Here is a 25307-nt window from a genome sequence, read left to right as displayed (position 1 = left end):
TGCTCCCAGGCCGCCGATCAGGGCGTTTCCCGCCGTCGCGACCGAAGGTCATCGCCCGGTCGGGGGCTGTCTTCCTACCTTCATTTCAGCGGGGCGAACAAGCTCCGCTTCGAGAGTCGGGGAGGACTCACATGATCATCAAGACCGCTGTTTCGGGTGTCATCGCCGCCGCGTCGCTGTTCTGCGGGACGGCGGGCATCGCCCACGCGGACGGGGGGCTCGCGCCGCACGAGCGGATCACCAGCGCACCGAACGGTATGACCGTCACGGTCGGTCAATCCGACAGCGCGGCCCGGCCGGTGCCGCCGATGAACGGGTGGCCGACCAGCCGGGAGGTATACCTGGACAACACCTTCTACGGCAGGGTCGAGGGCGGGACCGGCAAGATCCGCTACGGCTACTTCGCCGGCTGCGCGGTCGACCTGGACGTGAAATTCGATGTGGAGGCGAAGGTCGGCGTCGACGCCGATGCCTCGGTCGGGGCCACCGCGAGCCTCACCGAGGTGACGCCGACCGCGAGTGTCGCCATCACGCCGGAGATCTCGGGCAGCGTCGGCGTCGACCTGAGCATCAAGCCCGGCGCCATCAAGGACATCAAGCTCGGTGAGAAGCAGCTCTCGGGCCCCGACACCGGCTACGCCCTCAACCGCGACTACCGGCTCACCGTCGACGGCTGCGCCGGCCCGCTGACCATCAAGGCCTACACCATCATCGAGGCCACCTCACCCGGCGCGGACGCGACCGACGAGATCATGGGCGATCCGATCGTCCTGTGAATCGTTTCGCCACTCTCGTTCTCCGGCCGCTACATTGGCGTAGTGCGCACGGGGGACGAGGGAACGCGGGACAGCACGTGGTGACCGACGAAATCGACGTAGATCAGATCCGGTCACCCCGTGCACTTTTCGCCAAGCGCTTCACCGAACTCTATGAAGCAGCTGGGAATCCGACGCTGCGCCGCGTCGCCACGGCCGCCGAGCACCGCATGCGCGCCGCCCAGGGCACCCGCCCGGGCGGCGCGTCCGCACAACGCATCAGCGACTGGAAAGCGGGCCGCAATGTCCCGGCCCGCTTCGAATCACTGCTCCCGGTCGTCCTCACTTTGACCGACCTGGCCCGCAAGACGGGCCGACCGCTGCCTCGCCACCTGTCGGAACCCAAAGAGTGGCAACGCCTCTGGCAGGCCGCCACCACCTGGAACCCGCAGGAAGAGGCCGAGGTCGCCTGCCCCTACCCCGGTCTGACCCCCTACGGCCACCAGAACCGTGACCTTTTCTTCGGCCGCACCCGCGCCACTGCGGAACTCACCGACCTCGTGCGTGCGGCCACCGGGCTCGTCGTAGTCATCGGAGCTTCCGGTGCAGGCAAGTCGTCACTGCTGGCAGCGGGTCTGATCCCAGCGCTCACCAGTTGGGAGACAACGCTTCTCACGCCCGGCGTGCAACCGCTCGAGGCACTGTGCGACGCGCTCGCGCAACCAGCAGTCGAGGCGGTCCCGAAAGCGGCGGAACACGATTCGCCGCTGACACCCGAGCCGACCACCCCCGCACCGGATTCGCATCTCCAGGCCGCGCTGGCCCCGCGCGCCGACGGCCCGCGCCGCCTGCTCGTCATCGACCAGGCCGAGGAACTCTTCACCACCTGCGACAGCGACCACGACCGCGAGGCCTTCCTCACCCTCCTGGACACCTGCGCCACCCGCACCGACGACCCCATCGCCGTCGTCCTGGCCCTGCGCGCCGACTTCTACGCCCACTGCCTCAACCACCTCATCCTCCAGAACGCCCTGGAACACCACAGCTTCCTGCTGGGCCCGATGCGCACCGACGAACTGGCCCAGGCCATTTCCGGCCCCGCCCGCACCGTCGGCCTGGAACTCGAGCCCGGCCTCGAAGAGCTGGTCATCACCGAACTCTGCGGCGCCGGAGATCATCACGACCGCCGCACCTACGACCCGGGCGCGCTCCCTCTGCTCTCCCACGTCATGGCCGCGACCTGGCAGCACCGGGAAGGCCGCCGCCTCACCGTCTCCGGCTACCGCAAAGCCGGCGGGGTGGTCGGCTCGGTCGCCGAGACCGCCGAATACGCGTGGAACGAACTGTCTCCCGGCCAGCAGACCGCCGCCCGCGGAATCCTGCTCGGCCTGGTCACGGTTGCCCGCGATACCCACGACACCCGCCGCCCCGGCCATCGCGCCGACCTGCTCGGCCGAACCGCCGACAGCGAATCCGCCACCGCCGCCATGGAACTCCTCTCCCGTACCCGCCTGGTCACCCTCGACGCAGACACCGTCACCCTCACCCACGAAATCGTCCTCACCGCCTGGCCCCGCCTGCGCACCTGGATCGACGAGGACCGCGTCGGCTACCTCGTCCGCCAGCGCCTGGAGACCGACGCCGCCGAATGGGCGGCCCAGGAACGCGATTCGGCCCTCCTGTACCGGGGCACCCGGCTCCGCAACGCGCTCGACCACGTCGACCCGCCACCGGTCGGGCCTCTCGCGCACGAATTCCTCACCGCCGCGGCTGGTGCGCGTCGCAGATCGCGGCTGCGCTCGCGCCGCACCACGGCGGTGCTGGCGCTGCTCGGCGTCGGCCTGCTGATCATGGCCTTCGGCGCCTACTCACAGACCCGCCTGGTCCAGCAACAGCGCGATGACAAGACCTTCGCCGCGGTCCTCGCCCAGGCCGACCGTCTGAAGACCGTCGATCCGTCACTGGCCGCACAGCTGTATCTGGTTGCGCGCCGACTTCGCCCGAGCGACGACGAGATGCGCTCACGGCTGCTGCAAACCCAGACCATGCCTCTGGTCACCAGCACCCCGGGCCACCGGAACGGCATCTGGCAGGTGACCTACCGGCCCGGCGGCGCCCAGTTGGCGTCCACCGACTACAACGGCACACTGCACCTCTGGGACGCCGCGGACGCACAGCATCCGCGGCTGCTGGCCGGCACGGTGGATGATGCCCGCGAGGTCGCGTTCAGCGCCGACGGCAAGCTCATGGCCACAGTCGATCCCTCCGGGAAGGCGCCGATCCGGTTGTGGGACACCGGCACACCTGACGCACCACGGCAGATCGGGCAGCTGCCCGGAACCGCGGACAAGCTCAACCGCGCCGCCTTCACTGGTGACGGTCGCACCCTGCTGACGCTGGTCCCGGGCCGGCTCACGGTCTGGGATGTCAGCAATCCCGCGGCACCGGTCTCCGGCAGCCCGCAACAACTCTTCCCCACCGGCCGCGACCCGTATCTCGGCCGTATGGAGCTCGCACCGGACGGCCACACCCTCGCTGTCGAACACGTCATCGACCACCGGACCGGTTCGATACAACTGTGGGATATCAACGGCCCCGGATTGTCCGCCACACTGCTGAGCGAAGCCGTCACCGGAGTCCAGGATCTCGCGGGGCTCGCATTCCGCCCCGACAGCAAGATCCTGGCGGTCGGCTCCGGGGTGGGCATCATGCGGAAGGTCGGCTCCAACGACGCCACGGTCACGCTCTGGGACGTGTCCGACGCGGCCCGTCCGCGCCCGGTCGGGACACCCGTCGATACCGGCGAAAGCACCATCCCCGCATTGGCTTTCGCGCCGGACGGCCGCACACTGGCCGCGGCGGGCGGCCACGCGGTGACCCTGTGGAACGTGACCGAACCCGCCTACCCGACCGCGCTCACCGCGCAGCTCTCCCTGCCCGGAATCACCTGCAAATTCACCGATGTCAGCATGCCGTGCTCCGGCGGGGCGAACGCCCTGGCCTTTGCTCCCGATGGCCGCACCCTCGCGGCGGGCGGTCGCGACGGCGCGCTGCTGACCTGGTCGCTGCCGCCGGCGGTGCTGGTCGGCGGCACCGGATGGGCGCGCACGCCCCTGCTCGATGCCTCCGGCCAGCGCATGGTCACCTACTCCACCGATGGACGGGTGACGGTCTGGGACATCCGAGATCGGCGGTCACCCAGGCGGATCGGCGAATATCGCACCGATCCGGACTACACCGGGGCCGGCCTGTCACCCGACGGCCGCACGCTCATACTGAGCGTTTCGACCGCCGTCCACGTGCTGGATCTCGCCGATCCAGCCCAGATCAAGGCGCTGCCCGACTGGCCGCTTTCACCCGATTCCCTGGGCGCGACGGGCATGTCGCACGACTGGCGCACCATGGCCTCCGCCAGGTACGGCGGCCCGGTCCAGCTCTGGGACCTCTCGGATCGTACGCGGCCGGTAATGCTGGGCGACCCCATCGCGCTGGACGTGCGCTATGCCTGGGTTGCTTTCAGCGCGGACGACAAGACCCTGCTGGTGTCCGAACATCGCAAAGCCAACAACGAATTCGCGGTCACCCGGTGGGACATCGCGGATCCCCGGCATCCGCGACCACTCGGCGAACTGCTCCGGCAAGCCGATACCGGCGACACCCAGGCGAGATTCACCCCCGACGGAAACACCATGGTCGTCACCGCCCACGAACTCCTCCAGAGCTGGAACATCACCGACCCCGCGAACCCGGTCCAGCTCGGCGAACCGGTCGCCGCGCACACATTGAACATCACCTCCGTCGGATTCAGCGCCGACGCGCACACCATGGTGACCGCCAGTGAGGACGGCACCGTCCAACTATGGGACTTCACCCATCCCTCCGATCCCAGACGCCTGGGCGGCCCGCTGTCCGAATCCGCGAAGGCCGGCTGGTCCACAACGCTGGACAGCAAGGCCACGCTGGTTGCGGCGGGTGGACAGGACGGCGGAATCCGCCTGTGGGACTTGGACGAACGCCACGCCGTCGACCGCATCTGCGCGGTTACCGCCACCCGCTGGACCGAGTCCCTCTGGCACCGCTACCTCCCCCAGCTCCCGTACCAGCCACCCTGCCCCGCCCACTGACGAGGCGGAATTTCTCCCCGGCCCGCTCGGTTGGCAGCAGCAGATCTGGAACAGGACAGGGGTTATGAACGCATTCAACGAATCCGTGATCGAGGAGTTTCGGGCCAACGGTGGGAAGGTCGGAGGGACGTTCGAGGGCCGTAGCAACTTGGTGCTGATCACCACGACCGGGGCGAAGTCCGGCCGGGCGATCACCAATCCGCTCGTCTGCGTCCCCGACGGTGAGCGCATCGTTCTCATCGCGTCCAATGACGGCGCGGACAAGCATCCTGCCTGGTACCACAACCTGCGGGCCAATCCCCGGCTCACGTTGGAGGTCGGTGACGAAACGTACACGGGCAAGGCTGAATTCGTCACCGGGCCGGAAGCCGACGAGCTCTATGACCGCATGGTCGAGCTCATGCCGGTGTTCGCCGAATACCGGGTCAAGACGACCCGCAAGATTCCCGTGATCGCGGTGTACCGCGAAACCGCCTGAAAACAAGGCCGCCCGAACGAGGGGATACCGGGCCCACCGGGATTCACCCCGCCCGGAGACCCGGGGGTCGAGCTGGTCCCTGCCCCAGTTCCCGTCCCCGCTCCGGTGCCCGCCGCAGTGCCGCCGCCCGTGCCGGTGGCGTCGGGTATAGCGGCCGCTGGTGTGCTCGCGGTGCCGCCGGGGTCACCGGTGGTTGCGGCGGCGATGGCCGGAGCCCCGGCGAGTGCGGCGGCCATCGGGGCAGCAGCGAGAATTCTGCTGGTACGGGACACGAGTGGAGTGGACAACTACTCTCCTACGATCATCCTCGGCCGCCGCAGCCCGGCGCGCCGTCGGCTCGAGCCAATCACCCGAAGATGCGAGGACGATCGGCGTCCGGTGCCAGTCGGCTGTGAATGACGCAGGCGCGTAACAGCTTTGGTTCCGGAGGCAGTTCGCTCGGCCGATCGCACCCGAATTCCGTCGATGTGATCCATGCCACTGCCTGTCACATATGGCCGGCGCGGCCGGTCGAGAGAGTGAACCCGCAAACAATGGCAGAAAAGAGAAGACAATGGCTCTGCAGGTCACCACCATCATGCTGGCAGTGGACGACATGGAGCGTTCCAAGAAGTTCTACGTCGCCCTCGGCGCGAAGCTCGGCCAGGATTTCCCGAACTTCGCCTCGTTCGAGCTCGACGGCGGTTCGGCCCTCGGCATCTACCCGGTGGCCCACGCCGCCGGCGACGCCGGAGTCTCCCCGGAGGGTAGCGGCTTCCGCGGCGTCTCCTTCCACCACATCGTCGACACCACCGAAGAAGTCGACGCGGTGATCGACACCGCCATCTCCTCCGGCGGCGCAATCGTCAAGCCCGCCACCGCCGCCAAATGGGGTGGCTACTTCGGCTACATCGCCGACCCCGACGGCCACCTCTGGAAGATCGCCACCTCCGCATGACAGGTGCCTCGACGGTCAACGGCCCGAAATCGAACGGGCCGTTGACCTTTCGATTGTCGGTCAACTCCTTGGGCAGTCGAACCCGCCGCTGCCCAAGCCACGGGTGAACACATCCCATTCGCCGGGCGTGAACACCAGCGCCGGACCATTGGCATCCTTCGAATCACGAACGCCGACCTTCCCCCCATCCAGGAACGCGACCTCGACACACTCCCCGCCGGCCTGGCTGTAGCTGCTCTTGAACCACTGTGCATTGGGCAGGTGGACGTTCACGGTGCGTACTCCCTTGCGATCCGTCTCAACAGGTTTCGAGAGGCTGCCTCGTCCAAGGCGGCCTGACGGAGGGTCTCGTGGGCGGAATAGTAGATCCTCACATCGTCCTGATCTTCAAGGTACATACTGCCGACCATCCCCTCCAGGTACACGACCAGAGGCTCCGTCGGCGCACCCGGAGGCGGGGTACCGAAGTCCAGAATCACGAATGGCAGCATCGACACGCCGCCCGGAAATCCAGCCCGAAGCGGGAGTACGCGGATCGAAACATTGTCGCGCGTCGAGGTATCCGCGAGATGCCGTAGCTGCCTTGCCATCACCATGGGGCCACCGACCGGGCGCCGCAGCGCCGCCTCGCCGATCACGACGTCGACGTCCAGGGGGCGGTTCTTGCGAGTGATCGCCACCTGTCGATGCTGCTTGATCTGTGTGCGCCGATCTCGTTCCTCCGCCGGCTCGTTCGGCCACCGCGCACAGAGCAGAGCTCGATCGTATTCTTCGGTCTGTAGCAGTCCAGGAATCAATTCCGGCTGGTACGTGACACATCCGGCGGCTGCCGCTTCCAGCCCGACGTACACATCGAGGTGCTTGGGCATGAGGTCCCGGTAGGAGTGCCACCAGTTCTTCACCTTGGCCTGCTGCGCAAGCCGCACCATGCCTTCCGCGATGTCCTCGGGCACTCCGTAGATGCCGCAAGCTTCCTTGATGACGCCGGTCCGCACCCGCGTGATCTCAGCTTTCTCGAGTCGCGCGAGACTGGTTGCCCCCATTTCGAGTAGCTCCGCGGCTCGCGCCTGACTCAGACCGGAACGGTTTCTCCACTCGAGCATCAGTCGCCCGAGTTGGCGCAGTGGCACTGTCGAGCCGACTCCGAGATCAGACAACGTCACGTCCTCTGTTTCGCGTGGTCGCGTTCACCCACTTCGGACAGTTCTCATCACCGCTTCGGTGCAAGAGTCCCACCGGATCCGGAGGCCGTGCAGGCGTTTCGCCGAAACCGCTCCGGAGTCACCGATTTGGCGTCACCGCCACAGCGCCGAGAGGTTCGCTTGTAATGCGCCCGGTTGGGGTTGCACTCCACTCCGACAGCCCCATCGGGCGCGCCGACTCGCGACGAATGGGAGGGTTGCGATGAATCTGCTTGATTGCGAGGCCGATCCGGGGCCGCTGACCCGGGAGCACGCTCAGCTGGCGTGGCGGGTGCATCGATATTGCGACCGGGAAGTCTGCCGGGTGCGGCAGCGGGCGCGGGTCGTGCTGGAGGAGTTCGCCGGCAGTGCTGCGGCTATCGAGACGAACACGCGATGAGCGGGCCCGGAACCCCGGAGTGGGTGGATGACCATTGCGGCGACGGCCGCATCGTGCCGATCACGCGGGAGCGGGCCGGGGGCATTCTCGCCCTGCACGCCGGATGCGATCCGCACTGCCCGAGGTGGATCACCGCCCGAGCCTTCCTCGACACCCTGCCGGGGGAACGATCACCGGAACGACGCCGGTAGCCCATCATCCTTCGCCGAAAGGCCGACGATGTACCTCGAAATCTGGCTCATCACAGCCATATTGGCCGTCAGTACTCTGTTCGCTCTCCGGCCACGCCGGACGTCCCGCTCCGGCGTGGCCCGGCACAGCCGGGACCGCTACTCGGTCGCGGCGATCTGCGCCCGGGTGGAACGCGGGAATCGTGCGCTGGTGCAGCAGCGGGCAGCCTGATCGGCTGGGCGGAGGATTCCGACTCGTTGCGGGAAAGGTGACCTCGCCGACCGCGAAGACCGACGAGGCCACCCACTCACCTGAATGCAGCGGCAGTACTAGACGGTGCCGCCGTTGACGCGGATGTTCTGGGCGGTCACCCAGCCGCCCGCGTCGGAGGCGAGAAACGCGACCACGGCGGCGATTTCGTCGGGCCGGCCGAGCCTGCCGAAGGCGCTCAACGCTTCCAGCCCGGCGAGGAACTGTTCGCTCTTGCCGATCCGGTAGGTCTCGGTCTCCGTCGCGCCGGGGCTGACGGTATTGATGCTGATGCCGCGTTTGCCGAAATCCTTGGACAGGATGTGGGTGAACTGTTCGACCGCGCCCTTGGTGGCGTCGTAGACCGCGTAGCCGGGCAACATCAATCCGGTCGTCGAACTCGAGATCGTGATGATGCGCCCGCCGTCGGCCAGGTGATCCCAGGCCAGCTGCAGACCGTGGAACACGCCCTTGACGTTCACCGCGAAGCTGCGATCGAACTCTTCGGAGGTGACCTGGTCGAACGGCTTGGTGACGGCCACGGCCGCGTTGTTCACCAGGATGTCCCAGCGACCGAAGGCGGAAAGCAACTGCTCCACCATCGCCCGGTACTCGTCCGCGTTCGTCACATCCGCCGCGATCTCGATCGCGCGGCCGCCGGCCGATTCGATCTCAGCAACAGCGGCTTTGGCGAGATCAGGCGTGTGCGGGTGATTGATCACCACCTGCGCGCCCGCGGCCGCCAGGGCGCGGGCGATGGCCGTGCCGATACCGGTGGCCGCCCCGGTCACGAGGGCCGTTCTGCCGGCCAGTGATTCAGACATGCGGTGTCCCTTACCTTCTACTCGAACCAGTAGTCGAGCCAGATCTCGGCGTTCTCACCGAGGTTGGCCTTGAAGCCGCCGGTGCCCCGCAAGCCGGCCAGCTTGCCGGTGCCCGACTCGGGTACCACGAACCACTCACCGCTGACGACATTGTCGGCGACGCTGCCCTGGTCCTGCAGCAGGAAGGTGCCCGCCCGGCCGGCGATGGTGCCGGTGACCCGCTCGATGCCGACGAAGCTGGCGGTGCCGTCCGCATTGGCGGACTGCAGGAACTCCACCACGCCCTCACCGGAGATGTCGCCGCTGAAGCTCTCCTCGACGTGGATCCGGGTCAGCACCGGGCCCTCGGCCGGCTCCTCGTAGGCCGCCGGCTCGTACTTGTGGACGGTGATCCGGCCGGTGGCGTGGGTGGTTTCGGGATTGCTCATCAATTTTCTCCTTCGTTTCTCGGAATACGGATCAGCGGTAGCCGTATTTCTGCCAGTTCGACAGCACGCGCTGCTGAATCTCTGCGGGCCAACCGTTTTCGAAGCTGCCCTTCACCGGGCGCTTGCCCTCCGGGTAGAGGTCGGCGAGCAGGCAGTTGTAGACCACCTTGCCCGCCATGAAGGTGTGCTTCTCCTCGTCGTCGAGGTACACCGGCAGGTCGTCGCTGAGCTTGTGCGGGAAATGGAATTCACCGCGCTCCACATCGGGGTGCGACCGGGTCGCGAACGCCCACACCACCTCGTCGACGTTGGTGATGTCGACATCGTCCTCGACCAGCAGGATCTTGGGTGCGTTGACCGATGCCTTGCCGGTGAACGCCACATCGGCGACCCGCTGTACCAATTCGGCCGAGGAAATCCCGAGAGTCCGGTGCCAGTCCTGGCGCACCGACAGGGTCAGCCAGTGCATGGCGGCCTCGGGGGTGTGCCAGGCCGAGGAGATCGGCAACCCGGCCTGGCGCAGTTGGTAGAGCAGTTCCGCGCCGTGCATGGTGGCGGTGCAGGTGTGGTCTTCCTCGACCGGCGGGCCCGCGGCGACCACCGGCAGGATGGCACCGTCGCGATAGGTGATCGCGGTGACATCGAAACGCGCCTTCGGAGAGGCGACAGTGGCGTTGTAGCCCGGGAATTCGTTGAACGGGCCCTCCATGACGGTTTCGTCGATCGACACGAAGCCTTCGATCACGATCTCCGCGGTCGCGGGCACCAGCAGGTCGACCGTCTCGGCGGGCACCACCTCGATGCCCTCACCGAAATAGCCGCCGATGAAGTCGCACTCGGACACGCCCTCCGGCAACGGCATTCCGCCCACGAACGGCAGTCCCGGCTCCACACCCAGTGCCAGCACGATCGGCATCGGCTTGCCGATCTCGGCCCACTTCGAGCGGACGATGCCCAGATGCTGCACCGGAGCGATCAGACAGGCCAGGGTCTTGCGGTCGTGGATCATCATCCGGTTGACCGACCAGTTCGTCCACGACCCGTCCGGGGTGCGGGCAATATTGATGCCCCAGGTCTCGATGTAGCGACCGCCGTCGTTGCCGTGAATCCGCGGCGTCGGGAAGATCGTCAGGTCGACGTCGTCACCGAGCAGGATGTTCTGCTTGCACGGAGCGCCCTCCCCGGGCACCTCCACCGGCGGAATACCCGGCTTGCTACGGGCCTCGACCAGCGCCTCCATCAGCTCCTGGCCCTTCGCCTCGGCGGGTAGCCCGAGCGCCATCGTGATGCGCGCCAACTGATGTTCGGCGCTGCTGAATGCGCCGGGGGCGCCCAGCACCCGGAACCCGGTATCGCCGTATCCGGTGACGTTGGTGAAAAGCGGTGCGGGAGCCCGCAGATCGTAGGAGCGCCGGGTGACCGCACCGATTTCCAGATCCCAGTCGACCTCGTGATCGATGGTCTGCAGCTCGCCGATCCGCTCCAGCTCGGAGAGAAATTCGCGCAGGCTCTTCAGATGTTTCACGATGATTCCTTCGAGGAGGTGTCACTCGCCCCAGCGGGGCATATCCGGTAGATCGATGCCGAACAGATCCAGCGCCCGGCCGACGGTGTGGTCGACCAGTTCGTCGATGCTGTCCGGGCGCAGATAGAAGGCGGGCACCGGCGGCATCACGATGCCGCCGGATTCGGTGACCGCGGTCATCGCGCGCAGATGGCCCAGTGTCAGCGGGGTTTCGCGCACCATCAGCACCAGCCGGCGCCGTTCCTTGAGGGTCACGTCCGCCGCGCGGGTGAGCAGATTGTCACCGTTGCTGTAGGCGATGGCCGACAGCGTGCGAATCGAGCACGGCGCCACCAGCATCCCCGCCGTCCGGAACGAGCCCGATGCGATGGCCGCCCCGATGTCGGCGGGACGGTAGACCACGTCGGCCATGGCCGCGAGATCCTTTGCGCTGAACCCGGTTTCGTAGGCCCGGGTCTGCTGCCCGGCGGGAGTCACCACCAGATGGGTCTGCACCCCGGCCTTGCGCGCAAGTTCCAAGGCCCGGATGCCATAGGCGATTCCGGTCGCTCCGCTGATTCCCACCACCAGCCGCCGCGGTTCCCCGGTCGAAGTCTCTGACACCGCCTCAGCGTTGCCGACCAGAGGCGACTCGCAGAAGGACCGTTCATGTCAGGTAGGGAACCGAATGCGTCATCCTCGACCGGCCGCCGCGGAGAAGGCGATCCACCACCGATTTCGCCGAGAGCGTGACCCGGGCGTCGGATTCCGGTCAGCGCTTACGATGACCATGTGTTCGATTCGGTGCCCGCCTATAGCGCAGTACTGGCCCGATGCGTACTGAACACGGCGGGCGAAGGAGTCGACACGCGCATGCTGCTGCGTGACGCCGGCCTGCCGCAGTCGGTGCTGACCACCGAGCACGGCATGGTGTCCAGCAGCGCCTACCTGCGGCTGTGGGAGAACGCCGAATTCCGCCAGGATGCACCGGAAGTCGGATTGCGGATCGCCACGACGTACCGGATCGGCCGATTCGGCATCTTCGACTACCTGTTCAGCACGGCCGCCACCGTCGCCGAAGGGCTCGCCGTGGTGCGGCGCAGCAGCGCGCTGATGGCCACCACCAATCACCACTACAGGTCGGCTCCGGACTCGAGCGACAGCGAGCACACCATGGTGCTGGAGATGATCGACGGCGATGGGCGCGGCGCCGATCTGACCATCCAGGCCGCCTACGCCAGCACGCTGGCTCGCATCCGGCACGCCAGCGGGGCATCGATCACGCCGACCCGAATCACCTTGCGACAGAAACCACCTCGGTCCATGGGCGCGTTCGTCGACGCCTTCGGTACTGCGGCCATCGACTTCGACGCCCCCTTCGACAGCGTGACGCTGCGGGTCGTCGACCTGGCGTTGCCGCTGCGCACCGCCGATCCGGTACTCGCGGAAATCGTGCGTGGGCACGCGGAGTCGCTGTCGGCTCCGCTGCTCGACGAGCTCTCCTGGCCCGAGCAGGTGCAGCGGGCGCTGCGGGAGATGCTCGGTGGGGACGACGTCTCACTGAACGCCGTCGCGCGATGCCTGACCGTGAGCCCGCGAACCCTGCAACGCCATCTGGCCGAGTCCGGCACAACCTGGCGGCGCGAACTGGACCTCGCCCGGCAGACGGTGGCCCGGCAGGCCGCCGAGACCACCACCAAGTCGTCGCTGGCCCACCGTCTCGGCTATTCCGATGTGCGCGCACTGCGCCGCGCGGCTCGCCGCTGGGACTCGGGCGAGGAGGAGCAACAGGCGAGCTGACAACCGGACTTCCAATCGCCGATCCCCACAGCCGACTCCCAGGAACCCCGACCAATCGAGAAGTGTTCCTGGACAGCACTTCCTACGGGACCGTGCCCGCCGGAGCCACCGGACATCTGAAGACCGGGTACTACGTGGCCTGCCAGGCGGACATCGACGCCAAGCTGCACATCGACCCGGAACTCGACCTCGACCTCGACCATCACCGCCAATGCCGGGCTCGGCACCTCGCTCGGCCCGCACGCCGGCGTCGACCTCAGCGTCGGGCCCACGGTCACCGGCGGCGTCGGCGTCGACATCTCCATCGCCCCGGGCAAGATCGCCGACGTGGTCGCCGGGGAGAAGGACCTGCCGGGCAACGGCGGCACCGGGACACTGCTGATCCAGGACTTCCACCTCATGGTCGGCGACTGCGGCGGACCACTCACCATCCGGCCCTACACACTCATCAGCGCCGACTCCGGACCCGACGGCGGCAGCGGCGCGGTGTACGGCGACCCCATCACCCTGTAGGGCCCGGGACCGCACCCATCGCCGCCGGTAGGGCACGGCTCCGGGCCGAAGTTCAGGTACCCATTCAGGGTGATCCCCGATGCGCCCGGACAACGCCGAACAGCACGATGGAAGCCATGACGAGAACGAGCGACTGGTCCAAGAGCGCCGGGCGTACCGGCTTCTCCGATCAGCTTCACGATCTGTGGCAGACCCGGCCGATGCGCTTCCCGAAGGACGGACCGCTCGCGGGCGTGGCCGTCGGCTTCGGCCGCCGCTACAACGTGGACCCCGTCCTCGTGCGGGTGGCGTTCGTGGTGTCGGCGCTGTTCGGCGGCGCGGGCATCGTGCTCTACCTGCTCGGCTGGCTGCTGCTCCCGCAGGCGGGCGACCAGTCCTCGCCGGCGGAATCGCTGTTCGGCCGCGGCCAGTCCTCGCAGAACTCGTCCCGGACCATCGTGCTCATGGTGGCGTTGGGGATCGCCGTGAGCACGATGGGACCCGTCGGCGTCGGGCTCGGCGGGTCCGGCGTCATCAGCTTCGCGCTCATGCTGGCCGGCTGGTGGCTGCTCTACCAGCGCCAAACCCAGCCGCCCGCCGCCTATTTCGACCAGACGGCCGCCGACAGCCTCCTCAACACCGGCTACCCCGGCACCACCAACCCGTACTGGACCGGCTACCCGGGCGCCAACGCCGTCACCTTCCAGACCTACGGCCCGTACACCACCCTCCCGGACCACTACGAGCCCGATCCGAACCAGCCGCCCACGCCGGAATCCGCTGCCGCCCAGCCCATGTCGCAGCCCGGCACGGAACAGCAGCCCACCCCGAGCGGCGATGGCGACACAGCGGTACTCCGCGCCAACCCGCCCGACGCCGACACCGCCGTCCTGCACCCGGAATCGACTGTCCCGCAGAATTTTCCGGACGTCGAGGTAACCGAGGTGCTCGATACGCGCTATGCCCCAGCATCCTCCGTAGCCGACACCGTGGTGATACAGAAGTCCGGCTCTCCCTCGGGCCCGGGCACTTCCGGAGAGCCGACCGACGCCGCCCGGACCGGGACCCCGGATCAGGGCGCGGCCGCCGGGAGCCAGGCGGCGGATTCCGGGCAGCCCGGCAGCGCAGCTCCGGCGGCGCCGGTAGACATGAGCAAGCCCGGAGCCCCTGCCACGTCTGCCCCGAACAGCCCCGCCGTACCGACCGACGACGGGAATAGCGGCGGAAGCGAGACGCCCGCCCTCCCCGAGATCGGCGAACCCCGTGTGCTGCACCGGATTCCGTCGGCCACCGATCGCCCCCGGGCCGGATTCGGGCCCGCGCCGATCTCCCCCGACTTCGGGCCCACCCCGCCCGGCTGGGATCCGCTCGGCGTGGCCCCGCTGGCCTGGCAGCTCCCCGAGCCGGGCATGCCGCTGCAGCAGACCGCCGTGCAGGCGCCCCCGCGCCGCCCGCGCTCCCGGCTGACCGCGGTCACCATCGGCCTCGCGATCCTGGCCGCCGCCGCAGCGGGTTCCGTGGCCGCCTCGGGCGTGGACTGGATGACCCCGGCCCGGATCGGGTCCGCGGCCCTCGCGGTGATCGCGATCGGTCTGATCATCGGCGCGTTCCTGCGCCGCGGCCACGGCCTCATGGTGCTCCTCGCCCCGCTGGCCGGATTCGTCATCCTGGCCTCGGTGGTGGGTCCCATCGAATTCGATCAGGGCGCGATGGGCGACCACCGGTGGGCCGCCGCATCGGCTTCCGAGCTACTGCCCGAGTACCACGTCAGCATGGGTTCGGGCACCCTCGACCTGAGCAGGCTGCAGCTGACCGAGGACCGCGACGTCGCGGTGAAGGTACGCATGGGCGACGCCCGCGTGGTGCTGCCACCCAACCTGCGCGTCAATACGACATGCACTGTCCGCATGGGCGATTCGAACTGCCTGAGCGGAATGTCCGGCCCGGCAACGGGTCCCGTCCTGAACCTGACCGTCGATGTGCAGATGGGAAATGCGGAGGTGAACCGTGGCTGAGAACCAGAACAAGAACCGTCGTCCCTCGTTCGGACTCCTGCTGGCCGGCCTGCTGGGCCTGGGCGTGAGCGTGTGGGCCTTCGTCGGCCCCCACTTCTGGCCCGTGTCCGGCGGACTGTCCCTGGGCTGGATCGTGGTGATCGCCGCCATTGTCGTCGGCATCGTCCTGGTTCTCACCCCGAGGAAGAACCGGGATTGACCGACCGCGCTACCCCCTTCCCTCGCCGGGGTAGCGCACACTCCTTCTGGGAACTGCCCTTCCGAGAAGGCCGAAGGCCCCGCACCCATCCGGGTGCGGGGCCTTCGCGTGGTCACCGGGAACCTACTCCCATTCGATGGTCCCCGGCGGCTTGCTCGTCACGTCGAGCACCACGCGGTTGACCTCCGCCACCTCATTGGTGATGCGGGTGGAGATGCGCTCCAGCACCTCGTACGGCAGGCGGGTCCAGTCGGCGGTCATGGCGTCCTCGCTGGAGACCGGGCGCAGCACGATCGGGTGGCCGTAGGTGCGGCCGTCGCCCTGCACGCCGACGCTGCGAACATCGGCCAGCAACACCACCGGGCACTGCCAGATCGACTTGTCCAGACCAGCCGCCGTGAGCTCCTCGCGCGCAATGGCATCCGCCTGGCGCAGCAGCTCCAGCCGGTCGTGGGTCACCTCGCCGATGATGCGGATGGCCAGACCCGGACCCGGGAACGGCTGGCGCGCAACGATTTCCTCCGGCAGGCCCAGCTCGCGGCCGACCGCGCGCACCTCGTCCTTGAACAGCAGCCGCAGCGGCTCGACGAGCGCGAACTCCAGATCGTCCGGCAGACCGCCGACATTGTGGTGGCTCTTGATGTTCGCGGTGCCCGCACCGCCGCCGGACTCCACGACGTCCGGGTACAGCGTGCCCTGCACCAGGAACTCGACCTTGGTCTCGCCCTGCTCGCCGACCACCTCGGAGACCGCGTCCTCGAACGACCGGATGAACTCCCGGCCGATGATCTTGCGCTTCTCCTCCGGATCGGTGATGCCCTTCAGCTCACCCAGGAACTTCTCCACCGCGTCGACGGTGACCAGCTTGGCCCCGGTCGCGGCGACGAAATCACGCTGCACCTGCTCACGCTCACCCGCGCGCAGCAGACCGTGATCGACGAACACACAGGTGAGGCGATCACCGATGGCCCGCTGCACCAGCGCCGCCGCCACCGCGGAGTCCACGCCGCCGGACAGCCCGCAGATGGCGTGCCCCTCCCCGACCTGCTCGCGCACCTGGGCGATCAGCGCGTCGGCGATATTGGCGGGCGTCCACGCGCCCGGAATCTCGGCGATCTCGTGCAGGAACCGGCTCAGCACCTGCTGACCGTGCGGCGAGTGCAGCACCTCCGGGTGGTACTGCACACCCGCCAGCTTGCGCGCCCGATCCTCGAACGCGGCGACCGGTGCGCCCGCGGAGGTCGCGGTCACCTCGAACCCGGCGGGGGCATCGGTGACGGCATCGCCGTGGCTCATCCACACCGGCTGCCGGGTCGGCAGGCCGCCGTGCAGGATGCCGCCGTCCACGCTCAGCTCGGTGCGCCCGTACTCGCGAGTCCCGGTGTGCGCCACCGTCCCGCCGAGCGCCTGCGCCATGGCCTGGAATCCGTAGCAGATACCGAAGACCGGCAACTCCAGATCGAACAGCCGCGCGTCCAGCTGCGGCGCGCCCTCGGCGTACACGCTGCTCGGCCCGCCGGAGAGAATCACCGCGAGGGGGTTCTTCTCCGCGATCTCCTCCACGGTGATCGTGTGCGGAACCACCTCGGAATACACACTCGCTTCGCGCACCCGGCGCGCGATCAACTGCGCGTACTGCGCGCCGAAGTCGACGACAAGGACTGGTCGCTGGGTTTCTGCCACGGCCATAGTCTAGTGAGCGATACACATCACATTGACCACGCCTCCCCGGCCTTCGGTATCCGCTGGGCATACCTGCGGATCGGTAGGCGACAACTGATCTTGTGAGATGCGGGTAACTCACCGGGTACGTCCGAATTCGGTTCGGCACCCAACCGCCGGCACGGGTGCGTGGCGGTCAACGGCACCGAGCCGCCCGCCGCGCGGGGAGGCGGAGCGGCAGCCCCGGGGCGGCGGGCTGGACCTCCACCCCGGGCCGAGGTGCGCCGCGCAGCGGCGGCCCGCCCGGCCCGGAAGTGGTGGCATCGGGACGGTATTCGCGTCGGGTGGGTCACCGATAGGGACTTCCGGCCCATTCCTCGCGAACCCCGGCCAGTCGCGTCGGGACACGGCCGACCCGTCGCACCGAGCGTCGCGGTGAGCAGGAAAGCTCGCCGGATTGTCACCGGTGCTGGCTATCCTCTACCTCGTGCCATTCGCCCGTGCGATCGATGCCGAGATCCACTACGAGGACAGCGGGGGCGGAGGCCCGGTGGTGCTGTTGGGGCACGAATTCCTCATGGACCGAACGATGTTCGCGTCGCAACAGGCGGCGCTGACACCCGAGTTCCGGATCGTGACCTGGGATGCGCGCGGGCACGGCCGCACTCGCGACGAGGGGCTGCCGTTCACGTACTGGACCTCCGCCCGGGACGCGCTGACCGTACTGGATCAACTCGGCGCGGAACGCGCCGTGGTGGGCGGGATTTCGCAGGGCGGCTTCATCGCCCTGCGCACCGCACTGCTGGCCCCCGGCCGCGTCGCCGCCCTCGTCCTGCTCTCCAGCGAGGCGCACGAACCCACCCCGGCCGAACTCACCAACGCCCGTAGGTTCCTCGACAAATGGTATGAAGACGGGCCCCGCCCCGCCCTCGCCGAATACCTCGCCCGCTGGCTCATCGGCGACGACGACTGGTACCGCGCCGTCTGGGTGAAACGCTGGCTCGCCCGCGACCCCACTGCCACCGAGGTGGCTGCCGGCGCTCTGCTGGGCCGCGACTCGGTCCTGGACCGACTATCCGAAATCACCTGCCCCACTTTGGTCATCCACCCCACCCGCTCCGGCGTCCCCCGCTCCCACGCCCGCGAACTCGCCGACCGCCTCCCCAATGCCCACTACCTCGAAATCGAAGGCGCCCGGCAAACGGTGAACATGACCCACCCCGTGGCCGTCAACACCGCGGTCCGAGAATTCCTCCGCGGCATACCCGCCGCTCCGCGCCTGCAGCGCGCGGCTTGGGAGCAGTAGAAACGATTGTGGACGTACCCGACGAGTTACCCGGATCGGTACGAAATCAGTTGTCACCTTCGCGAACGAAACGGCCGATCCAAGACTTCGACAGCGGCCGAAGTCAACCGGTGGCACGGACGTCGGATACAGTTCGCGCCCTTGCACATTCGGGTGAATGCACAAGGGCGCGAGGCCGTACTCTGTGGTCAGGCGCGGATGTTCAAACCGACCTTTTGGAATTCCTTGAGGTCGCTGTAGCCGGTCTTCGCCATCGAACGACGCAGGCCGCCAACCAGATTCAGCGAACCGAACGGGTCGTTGGACGGGCCGTAGAGGACCTGGTCCAGCGGGACGCGCTCCTCGTCGACGGCATACGGCAGCACCGCGCCACGCGGCACCGACGGGTGCGCGGCGGCCGACGGCCAGTACCAGCCGTTGCCCGGGGTCTCCCGGGCCATGGCCAGCGGCACGCCCAGCATGACCGCGTCCGCGCCACAGGCGATCGCCTTGGCGATGTGGCCCGAGGTCAGCGTCTCGCCGTCGGCGATGACATGCACGTAGCGCCCGCCGGTCTCGTCCAGGTAGTCGCGACGCGCGGCCGCGGCGTCGGCGATGGCGGTGGCCATCGGCACCCCGATGCCGAGCACCTCGCCCGTGGTGGTGGCGCCCTGCATGGAGCCGTAGCCGACGATGACGCCCGCCGCGCCGGTGCGCATCAGGTGCAGCGCGGTGCGGTGATCGGACACGCCGCCCGCCACCACCGGCACATCCAGCTCGGCGATGAAGGTCTTCATGTTCAACGGCTCACCGTCGCCCACGTGCTCGGCCGAGATGATGGTGCCGTGCACCACCAGCAGGTCGATGCCCGCCTGCACCAGCGCCGGGGTCAGCGCCCGCGCGTTCTGCGGGCTCACCCGCACCGCGGTGGTGACACCGGCCGCGCGCACCTGCGCGACCGCGGCGGCCAGCAGATCCGGCTGCATCGGGGCGGCGTGCAGCTCCTGCAGCAGCGCCACCGCGGCCTCGGTGCCCTCCTTCTCGCCGACCTCGGTCAGCTGCTGGATCTTGGCGGCCACATCGGCGTGCCGAGCCCACAGGCCCTCACCATTGATGACACCCAGACCGCCGGCCTTACCCAGCTCGATGGCGAACTCCGGCGACACCAGCGCGTCGGTGGGATGCGCCAGGAACGGGATCTCGAAGCGGTAGGCGTCCAGCTGCCAGGACAGCGACACCTGCTTGGACGAGCGGGTCCGACGGGACGGAACGATGTCGATATCGTCCAGTTCGTAGGTGCGCCGGGCGGTCCGGCCCATACCGATCTCGACCATATCGCGCATCTCAGTCATTCCTCTCTGTGTTCGTCTGCCGGACATGACAAAACCGGTCCGCGACATGCGCGAACCGGTTCGGTCCGGCTACGAACGGGTGGTGTAGTTGGGAGCCTCGACGGTCATGGTGATGTCGTGCGGGTGCGACTCCTTCAGGCCCGCCGCCGTGATCTGCACGAACTGCGCCGCCTGCAGATCGGTGATGCTCTGCGAACCGGTGTAGCCCATGGCCGCGCGCAGACCGCCCACCAGCTGGTGGATGACCTGATCCAGCGGACCGCGGAACGGCACCCGGCCCTCGATGCCCTCGGGCACCAGCTTCTTCTCCGAGAGCACGTCGTCCTGGAAGTAGCGGTCCTTGGAGTACGACTTGGCCTCGCCGCGACCCTGCATGGCGCCCAGCGAACCCATACCACGGTAGCTCTTGAACTGCTTGCCGCCCACCAGGATCAGATCACCGGGCGACTCGGCCGTACCGGCCAGCAGCGAACCGAGCATGACGGTCGAGGCGCCGGCCGCGATGGCCTTGGCGATGTCACCGGAGTACTGCACACCACCGTCGGCGATGACCGGCACACCGTGCGGCTTGCACGCCGCCACGGCCTCCAGGATCGCGGTGATCTGCGGCGCGCCGACACCGGCGACCACGCGGGTGGTGCAGATGGAGCCGGGGCCCACACCCACCTTCACCGCGTCCACGCCCGCCTCGACCAGCGCCAGGGCGCCCGCGCGGGTCGCGACATTGCCGCCGACGATCTGCACCCGGTCGCCGACCTCGGCCTTGACCTTGGAGACCATCTGCAGCACGCCCGACTGGTGACCGTGCGCGGTGTCGACCACCAGCACGTCCACGCCGACCTCGGCCAGCGTCATGGCCCGGACCCAGGCGTCCTCGCCGACACCGACCGCGGCGCCGACCAGCAGGCGGCCGTCACGGTCCTTGGTGGCGTTCGGGTACTGCTCGGTCTTGACGAAGTCCTTCACGGTGATCAGGCCGCGCAGCTTGCCGCTGCCGTCCACGATCGGGAGCTTCTCGATCTTGTGGCGGCGCAGCAGGCCCAGCGCGGCCTCGGCGGTGACGCCCTCCTGGGCGGTGATCAGCGGCGCCTTGGTCATCACCTCGGCGACCTTGCGGTCCTGATCGACCTCGAACCGCATATCGCGGTTGGTGATGATGCCGACCAGCATGCCGCGCTCGTCCACCACCGGCAGACCGGAGATGCGGAAGCGGGCGCACATGGCGTCGACCTCGGCCAGCGTGTCATCGGGACGACAGGTCACCGGATCGGTCACCATGCCCGCCTCGGACCGCTTCACCGTCTCGGCCTGCGCGGCCTGCGCCTCCACCGACAGATTGCGGTGCAGCACACCCATACCGCCCGCGCGCGCCATGGCGATGGCCATGCGCGCCTCGGTGACGGTGTCCATGGCCGAACTCACCAGCGGGGTACGCAGCGAGATCTCACGCGTCAGCTTGCTCGAGGTGTCGACCGAGCTCGGAATCAGATCCGAGGCCGCGGGCAACAACAGCACGTCGTCGAAGGTGAGACCGAGCATGGCGATCTTGTCGGGATCGTCGCCGCCCGTATGGGGGCGGCCAGCGTTTCGTTCGCCCGTCACGGGACTGCTCATTCGGATCGACCCCTCCTGGACTTCGGCAACATCCACCGGACCGGGCACCGGTGAACGCATGGATGAATGGCAATGCCGGCGTTTGCTACCCGGCCTTTGGTCAACCATGGTATCGGCTCGACAATTCCATGCCGCACCCCGCCCGACCCCGCGTCAGTGGGCCTGACAGCGCCGTATCGACGGCCACAACCGCTGCGGTTTGTCGGCCGTGCCATTACTGTGTCGGCAGCCACGACATCACTACACCTGCCCAGGACAACCACTGTGCCTGCCCAGGACAACACCGCGCGCCACACCGGGAGCGCACTGTGCGCCGCACCACCAGCGAAGTGAGGGCAAATCCCCTTCAGCGCTGGCGCACATGGGGTGGTTCTGCGTACCGTGGGACTGTGCGTGACCATCTACCACCTGGCTTGCCGCCGGATCCGTTCGCCGGAGACCCCTCCGACCCGTCGGCCGCGCTCGATGCCATCGAGCCGGGGGAGCCGCTGGATCCTCACGAGCGCCTAGCGGTCGAAGAGGATCTCGCCGACCTCGCGGTCTACGAGGCGCTGCTGGCCCACCGCGGCATCCGCGGTCTCGTGGTCAGCTGCGAGGACTGCCGGCAGGATCACTACCACGACTGGGACATGTTGCGCGCCAACCTCCTCCAGCTACTGGTGGACGGCACGGTGCGACCGCACGAGCCCGCCTACGACCCGACGCCCGAGGCCTACGTCACCTGGGACTACTGCCGCGGTTACGCGGACGCTTCCATGAACGAGGCACTGCACGGCGACGGATTCGACGGGTTCGACGTCTGATTCATCGAAAAGGGCCTGCATCCCAAGGATGCAGGCCCTTTTCGCATGTCCCGCGAAGGCCGTTCCGCCCCGCTGACGTGAAAACCCGATCGGCGCACGACGATCGGGTGAAGCGGGCGTCCTAGTGCGTCCCCGGCAACGGAGCCGGCGGCAGCAGGCCGCCGCCGGTCGGCAGGACGATCGTGGACGGGACAGGCGCGACGGGCGAGGGCTTTTCGACCGGCGGCGGCTGCAGGCCACCACCCGTCGTACCGCCACCCGTCGTACCGCCACCGGTAGTGCCTCCGGTATTGCCTCCGCTCGGAACCACGGCCGACGTCGGGTTCCCGCCACCACCGGTCGGCGGCACCACCGGCGGTTCGGATTCCTGCGGCAGGGACGGCAGGGTGGTCACCGGCGGAACGGTCGGCACCGTCGAAACTCCGCCTCCGGTGCCCGGATTCGGGCTCGGCGCGGTTTCGACCGGCCGCGAATCGACGGTCGTCGACGGGCTGCCATCCGTCTTGGTCGGCGGATTCACCGGCGGCACCGGCTGATTCGGCGTGGTCGTCACGACCGGCACCTTGGTGGTGCTGCTGGTCGGGGCGATCGACGCCAGCGAGCTGGCCACCTCGGGCGCCTTCTGCTGCAGCACCGCGTACAGCTGCTGCCAGCGGTCGGTCAGGTTGTCCTTCTTGCCGGAGTCGTTGACCTGGGACGCATTGTCGGCGGCACGCTCCATCAGCGGCTTGGCCTCGTCGGCCTTGCCCTGCGCGATGAGCTGCTGCGCCTGCACCAGATCACTGTCCGCCCGCGAGACAACTGTTGATTGGGCCTGTTCGCTGAACACGACCTCCTTGACCCGCCAGAGCGGATCGCCGGGACTCGCGTTGTAGGAGAACGCCGTCAGACCTCCGATGACGAGTGCCATGGCCGCCGCCGCACCCAGGATGGGCCGGACGAGCCTTAGCCGCCCGCGATTCGACGCGCCGATTCTGGCCTGCCGTGCGCCGATCTCCTGGTTGACCGCGGCGACAATGGCATCCAGGTCCGGTCCGGCCGGCAACGGCTCGGCCATGATCTCCGCGCGCCAGTCCGCCAGCAAGGCGGCGAGCTGATACTCCTCCGAAGTACCCGTCTGCACGGGGCCGTCGCCGGAGATGGCGTCGATCAGTGCATCGTCGCGTCGCACCGCGGCAATGTCCACCGGCCCGGTATCACCGGACGCCTCGGCGTAGGGACCGCTGTTCTGCGATCCAGGTCGCGCCTTCCAGTCGCCCCGACCGCGCTCGCCATCCCTAGCCATACATTTCACCTGCCCTCGCCACTTGAGACTTGAGTTTCGCGAGTGCCCGGTGCTGGGCGACTCGTATAGCACCCGCCGTACTGCCCACGGCGACTGCAGTTTCTTCAGCCGACAGACCCATGACCAGGCGAAGGATCAGGATTTCTCGATGCTTTTCCGGCAAGGTCGCCAGCAGAGCGTTCATCTGCCGGCTCGTTTCGGATTCGAGAGCTCGCTGCTCCGGTCCCTGGTCGGTGGATATGACATCCGGTACTTCGGCCATGGCGTCCGCCTTGTTACGGGCGGAATTTCTGTGGGCGTCTGCGACCTTGTGCGAGGCGATGCCGTAGACGAATGCCATGAACGGCCGACCCTGATCCTGGTACCTGGGGAGGGCGGTCATGACGGCCAGACAAACCTCCTGCGCGACGTCGTCAGCGGAGAGCTGGCCACGTTCGGCCGATCCGATGCGCGCACGGCAATACCGCACCACGAGGGGGCGGATGCTCACCAGTACCTGGGAAAGGGCCGCCCGGTCGCCCTGCGCTGCGGCAGCGACGACTGCGGGATCCAACTCCTCACCCGTATTGTTCATCGTCAGAGCTGTTCCTGGCGTTTTCGAGAGTGGCACGGCGGCGGGAGAGCCGGTGCTTCCGCCGATGGGGGCGGAACGGTCCAACAATAGCGGCTGGCGCATTCATGCCAGCCGTTACGGGGTCCTTCTCCGGGACGACTCAGGGAAGTCCCGGGGGGCACTCAGGGATGGCCGAGAAGGCCGCTGGCCGAACGCAATCGCCCGCCGCGAGCGTCCAGCAACCGCGCGCACTCGGCGGCCACGATCGCGCCGTCACCTCCGGGTTCGACGCCGGAGCGCAGCATGGCGCAGGCCCAGCGCAGCGGCAGCAGCTCATGTTCGGCGCAGGCGCGATCGACTTCGGTTGCGAGAGCCCGGGATCGGTCGAGGTCGCCCGCGGCGGCGCTCGCGGCGGCCAGAAGTAGCCGGGATTTCACTCGATGCCGCAGCGAGGGCGAGTTTTCCGCGAGGGCGAGCGCGGCCTCGGCGTGAGCCAGGGCTGGATCGGCCGGAGCCTGGCGGTCGCCGGCCGCGAGGTCGGCCGCGGGGGCGGAGATCAAACCGGAGCCGGGGGCCGACAGCGCCGTCTCGGCAGCCACCCAGTGCAGTCGGACACGCGGGCGCCACGCACTCGCGGCATCGGTCAGATGAACGTCGAGGTGTTTGCGGCAACGATCCAGCAGCCGGGCGGCAAGCGCCGGGCGGAGGGTGCCGAGAGCATCGGCGGCGAGTCCGGTCAACGCATCGCAAACCGCTTCGGCGCGCCTGATTTCCGCCGGGGTCGCGGCGGGCGCGGCCACGGGAGCAAGATCGCCGGCGACGGCGGGCAGGGCCAGGGCGGCCGCGCGGCCGTCGGCGACGGCGGCGTCGCCGTGCCAGCCGAGCTGGCGCAGCAACGAGGCCTCGGTGCTGTGGGTGAGCGACAGCAGCGCGGGGTCGGTGGTGGCGCGGCGGGCGCGGCCGAGCTCGGCGCGCGCGGCGGCGTAGTGTCCGATTCCACTGAGCGAGACTGCTCGCAACCAGGATTCGGCGGCATCGGCGGCCGCTGGCAACCCGGTAGCAGCGCGTTCTGGCGTGGCGCCGAAAGCGGCGTCGGCGAGTTCGGAGTTCACTTCGAGCACAGGCACAGCCGCACTCTAACCAGTGCCGGGGCAAGTGAGGGCAGCTGCCATACCACAGGCCCCCAGCTATCTATC

24 protein-coding genes are annotated in these 25307 nt (G+C 68.4%); 12 read left to right on the top strand and 12 right to left on the bottom strand.

Features of this window, described 5'->3' with window-relative positions:
* The first annotated feature begins 131 nt into the window (after window positions 1-131).
* The 4 genes from ACFXHE_RS10445 to ACFXHE_RS10430 all read left to right on the top strand — a co-directional run bounded on the left by ACFXHE_RS10445 (window position 132) and on the right by ACFXHE_RS10430 (window position 6294).
* Window positions 132-776: an MspA family porin gene (locus tag ACFXHE_RS10445; protein ID WP_379381831.1), complete on the top strand. Its 645-nt coding sequence runs from the start codon at window positions 132-134 to the stop codon at window positions 774-776.
* A 77-nt stretch (window positions 777-853) separates the two neighbouring features.
* Window positions 854-4879 (top strand): NACHT and WD repeat domain-containing protein, encoded by a 4026-nt coding sequence (locus tag ACFXHE_RS10440; RefSeq protein ID WP_379381829.1) that lies wholly within the window; start codon window positions 854-856, stop codon window positions 4877-4879.
* 64 nt (window positions 4880-4943) lie between these two features.
* Window positions 4944-5357, top strand: a complete 414-nt coding sequence (locus ACFXHE_RS10435; protein WP_379381827.1) for a nitroreductase/quinone reductase family protein — start codon at window positions 4944-4946, stop codon at window positions 5355-5357.
* 553 nt (window positions 5358-5910) lie between these two features.
* Window positions 5911-6294: a VOC family protein gene (locus ACFXHE_RS10430; protein ID WP_379381825.1), complete on the top strand. Its 384-nt coding sequence runs from the start codon at window positions 5911-5913 to the stop codon at window positions 6292-6294.
* A gap of 60 nt (window positions 6295-6354) precedes the next feature.
* On the opposite strand, the gene ACFXHE_RS10425 is transcribed toward ACFXHE_RS10430, so the two are convergent.
* Window positions 6355-6567: a DUF397 domain-containing protein gene (locus ACFXHE_RS10425; RefSeq protein ID WP_379381823.1), complete on the bottom strand. Its 213-nt coding sequence runs from the start codon at window positions 6565-6567 to the stop codon at window positions 6355-6357.
* The gene (locus ACFXHE_RS10420; protein ID WP_379381821.1) at window positions 6564-7457 is read right to left on the bottom strand and encodes a helix-turn-helix domain-containing protein; all 894 of its coding nucleotides are present in this window, start codon (window positions 7455-7457) and stop codon (window positions 6564-6566) included. Before ACFXHE_RS10420 ends, ACFXHE_RS10425 begins: the two co-directional genes overlap by 4 nt.
* A gap of 241 nt (window positions 7458-7698) precedes the next feature.
* Here ACFXHE_RS10420 and ACFXHE_RS10415 point away from each other — a divergent pair, with 241 nt between their 5' ends.
* Both ACFXHE_RS10415 and ACFXHE_RS10410 read left to right on the top strand, forming a co-directional pair.
* Window positions 7699-7875, top strand: coding sequence for a hypothetical protein (locus tag ACFXHE_RS10415; protein WP_379381819.1), 177 nt, complete (start codon window positions 7699-7701; stop codon window positions 7873-7875).
* The gene (locus tag ACFXHE_RS10410) at window positions 7872-8066 is read left to right on the top strand and encodes a hypothetical protein (protein WP_379381817.1); all 195 of its coding nucleotides are present in this window, start codon (window positions 7872-7874) and stop codon (window positions 8064-8066) included. Before ACFXHE_RS10415 ends, ACFXHE_RS10410 begins: the two co-directional genes overlap by 4 nt.
* Before the next feature lie 309 nt (window positions 8067-8375).
* Here the strand turns inward: ACFXHE_RS10410 and ACFXHE_RS10405 are convergent, their stop codons facing one another.
* Genes ACFXHE_RS10405 through ACFXHE_RS10390 form a run of 4 tightly spaced genes read right to left on the bottom strand, consistent with a single transcriptional unit; the run spans window position 8376 to window position 11675 of the window.
* Window positions 8376-9119: an SDR family oxidoreductase gene (locus tag ACFXHE_RS10405; protein ID WP_379381815.1), complete on the bottom strand. Its 744-nt coding sequence runs from the start codon at window positions 9117-9119 to the stop codon at window positions 8376-8378.
* 17 nt (window positions 9120-9136) lie between these two features.
* Entirely contained in the window at window positions 9137-9547 is a 411-nt protein-coding gene (locus ACFXHE_RS10400) for a DUF3224 domain-containing protein (protein WP_354830296.1), read from the bottom strand.
* A gap of 31 nt (window positions 9548-9578) precedes the next feature.
* Complete coding sequence (locus ACFXHE_RS10395; RefSeq protein WP_379381813.1) at window positions 9579-11072, bottom strand: UbiD family decarboxylase; 1494 nt, start codon at window positions 11070-11072, stop codon at window positions 9579-9581.
* 21 nt (window positions 11073-11093) lie between these two features.
* Complete coding sequence (locus ACFXHE_RS10390) at window positions 11094-11675, bottom strand: UbiX family flavin prenyltransferase (protein WP_379381811.1); 582 nt, start codon at window positions 11673-11675, stop codon at window positions 11094-11096.
* A 168-nt stretch (window positions 11676-11843) separates the two neighbouring features.
* Between ACFXHE_RS10390 and ACFXHE_RS10385 the strand changes: the two genes are divergently transcribed.
* From ACFXHE_RS10385 to ACFXHE_RS10370, 4 genes are all read left to right on the top strand, one after another.
* On the top strand, window positions 11844-12851 hold the full coding sequence (locus ACFXHE_RS10385; protein ID WP_379381809.1) for an AraC family transcriptional regulator ligand-binding domain-containing protein: 1008 nt from the start codon (window positions 11844-11846) through the stop codon (window positions 12849-12851).
* 201 nt (window positions 12852-13052) lie between these two features.
* Entirely contained in the window at window positions 13053-13364 is a 312-nt protein-coding gene (locus tag ACFXHE_RS10380; protein ID WP_379382100.1) for an MspA family porin, read from the top strand.
* A gap of 116 nt (window positions 13365-13480) precedes the next feature.
* Window positions 13481-15358: a PspC domain-containing protein gene (locus ACFXHE_RS10375; protein ID WP_379381807.1), complete on the top strand. Its 1878-nt coding sequence runs from the start codon at window positions 13481-13483 to the stop codon at window positions 15356-15358.
* Window positions 15351-15557 carry a hypothetical protein gene (locus tag ACFXHE_RS10370; RefSeq protein ID WP_354830305.1) on the top strand — a complete coding sequence of 69 codons (207 nt, stop codon included), beginning with the start codon at window positions 15351-15353 and terminating at the stop codon, window positions 15555-15557. The genes ACFXHE_RS10375 and ACFXHE_RS10370 overlap by 8 nt, the downstream gene beginning before the upstream one ends.
* A 123-nt stretch (window positions 15558-15680) precedes the next feature.
* On the opposite strand, the gene guaA is transcribed toward ACFXHE_RS10370, so the two are convergent.
* Window positions 15681-17246 (bottom strand): glutamine-hydrolyzing GMP synthase, encoded by a 1566-nt coding sequence (gene guaA, locus ACFXHE_RS10365; RefSeq protein ID WP_379381805.1) that lies wholly within the window; start codon window positions 17244-17246, stop codon window positions 15681-15683.
* Between the two features lie 460 nt (window positions 17247-17706).
* Here guaA and ACFXHE_RS10360 point away from each other — a divergent pair, with 460 nt between their 5' ends.
* On the top strand, window positions 17707-18525 hold the full coding sequence (locus ACFXHE_RS10360; protein WP_379381803.1) for an alpha/beta fold hydrolase: 819 nt from the start codon (window positions 17707-17709) through the stop codon (window positions 18523-18525).
* Between the two features lie 188 nt (window positions 18526-18713).
* On the opposite strand, the gene ACFXHE_RS10355 is transcribed toward ACFXHE_RS10360, so the two are convergent.
* Window positions 18714-19847, bottom strand: a complete 1134-nt coding sequence (locus ACFXHE_RS10355; RefSeq protein WP_379382098.1) for a GuaB3 family IMP dehydrogenase-related protein — start codon at window positions 19845-19847, stop codon at window positions 18714-18716.
* 78 nt (window positions 19848-19925) lie between these two features.
* Window positions 19926-21470: an IMP dehydrogenase gene (gene guaB / locus ACFXHE_RS10350; protein WP_379381801.1), complete on the bottom strand. Its 1545-nt coding sequence runs from the start codon at window positions 21468-21470 to the stop codon at window positions 19926-19928.
* 389 nt (window positions 21471-21859) lie between these two features.
* Here guaB and ACFXHE_RS10345 point away from each other — a divergent pair, with 389 nt between their 5' ends.
* Complete coding sequence (locus ACFXHE_RS10345; protein WP_029923780.1) at window positions 21860-22273, top strand: DUF5319 domain-containing protein; 414 nt, start codon at window positions 21860-21862, stop codon at window positions 22271-22273.
* 121 nt (window positions 22274-22394) lie between these two features.
* Here the strand turns inward: ACFXHE_RS10345 and ACFXHE_RS10340 are convergent, their stop codons facing one another.
* From ACFXHE_RS10340 to ACFXHE_RS10330, 3 genes are all read right to left on the bottom strand, one after another.
* The gene (locus ACFXHE_RS10340) at window positions 22395-23558 is read right to left on the bottom strand and encodes an anti-sigma-D factor RsdA (RefSeq protein WP_379381799.1); all 1164 of its coding nucleotides are present in this window, start codon (window positions 23556-23558) and stop codon (window positions 22395-22397) included.
* Entirely contained in the window at window positions 23551-24132 is a 582-nt protein-coding gene (locus ACFXHE_RS10335; RefSeq protein WP_213557917.1) for a sigma-70 family RNA polymerase sigma factor, read from the bottom strand. Before ACFXHE_RS10335 ends, ACFXHE_RS10340 begins: the two co-directional genes overlap by 8 nt.
* A 161-nt stretch (window positions 24133-24293) precedes the next feature.
* Window positions 24294-25238: a hypothetical protein gene (locus ACFXHE_RS10330; protein WP_379381797.1), complete on the bottom strand. Its 945-nt coding sequence runs from the start codon at window positions 25236-25238 to the stop codon at window positions 24294-24296.
* Window positions 25239-25307: the final 69 nt, after the last annotated feature.

Source organism: Nocardia sp. NPDC059229 (genome assembly GCF_042754165.1).
Lineage (GTDB): Bacteria > Actinomycetota > Actinomycetes > Mycobacteriales > Mycobacteriaceae > Nocardia.
Note: the sequence above shows the minus strand (reverse complement) of the source record. Positions and strands in the feature narration are given on the sequence as shown.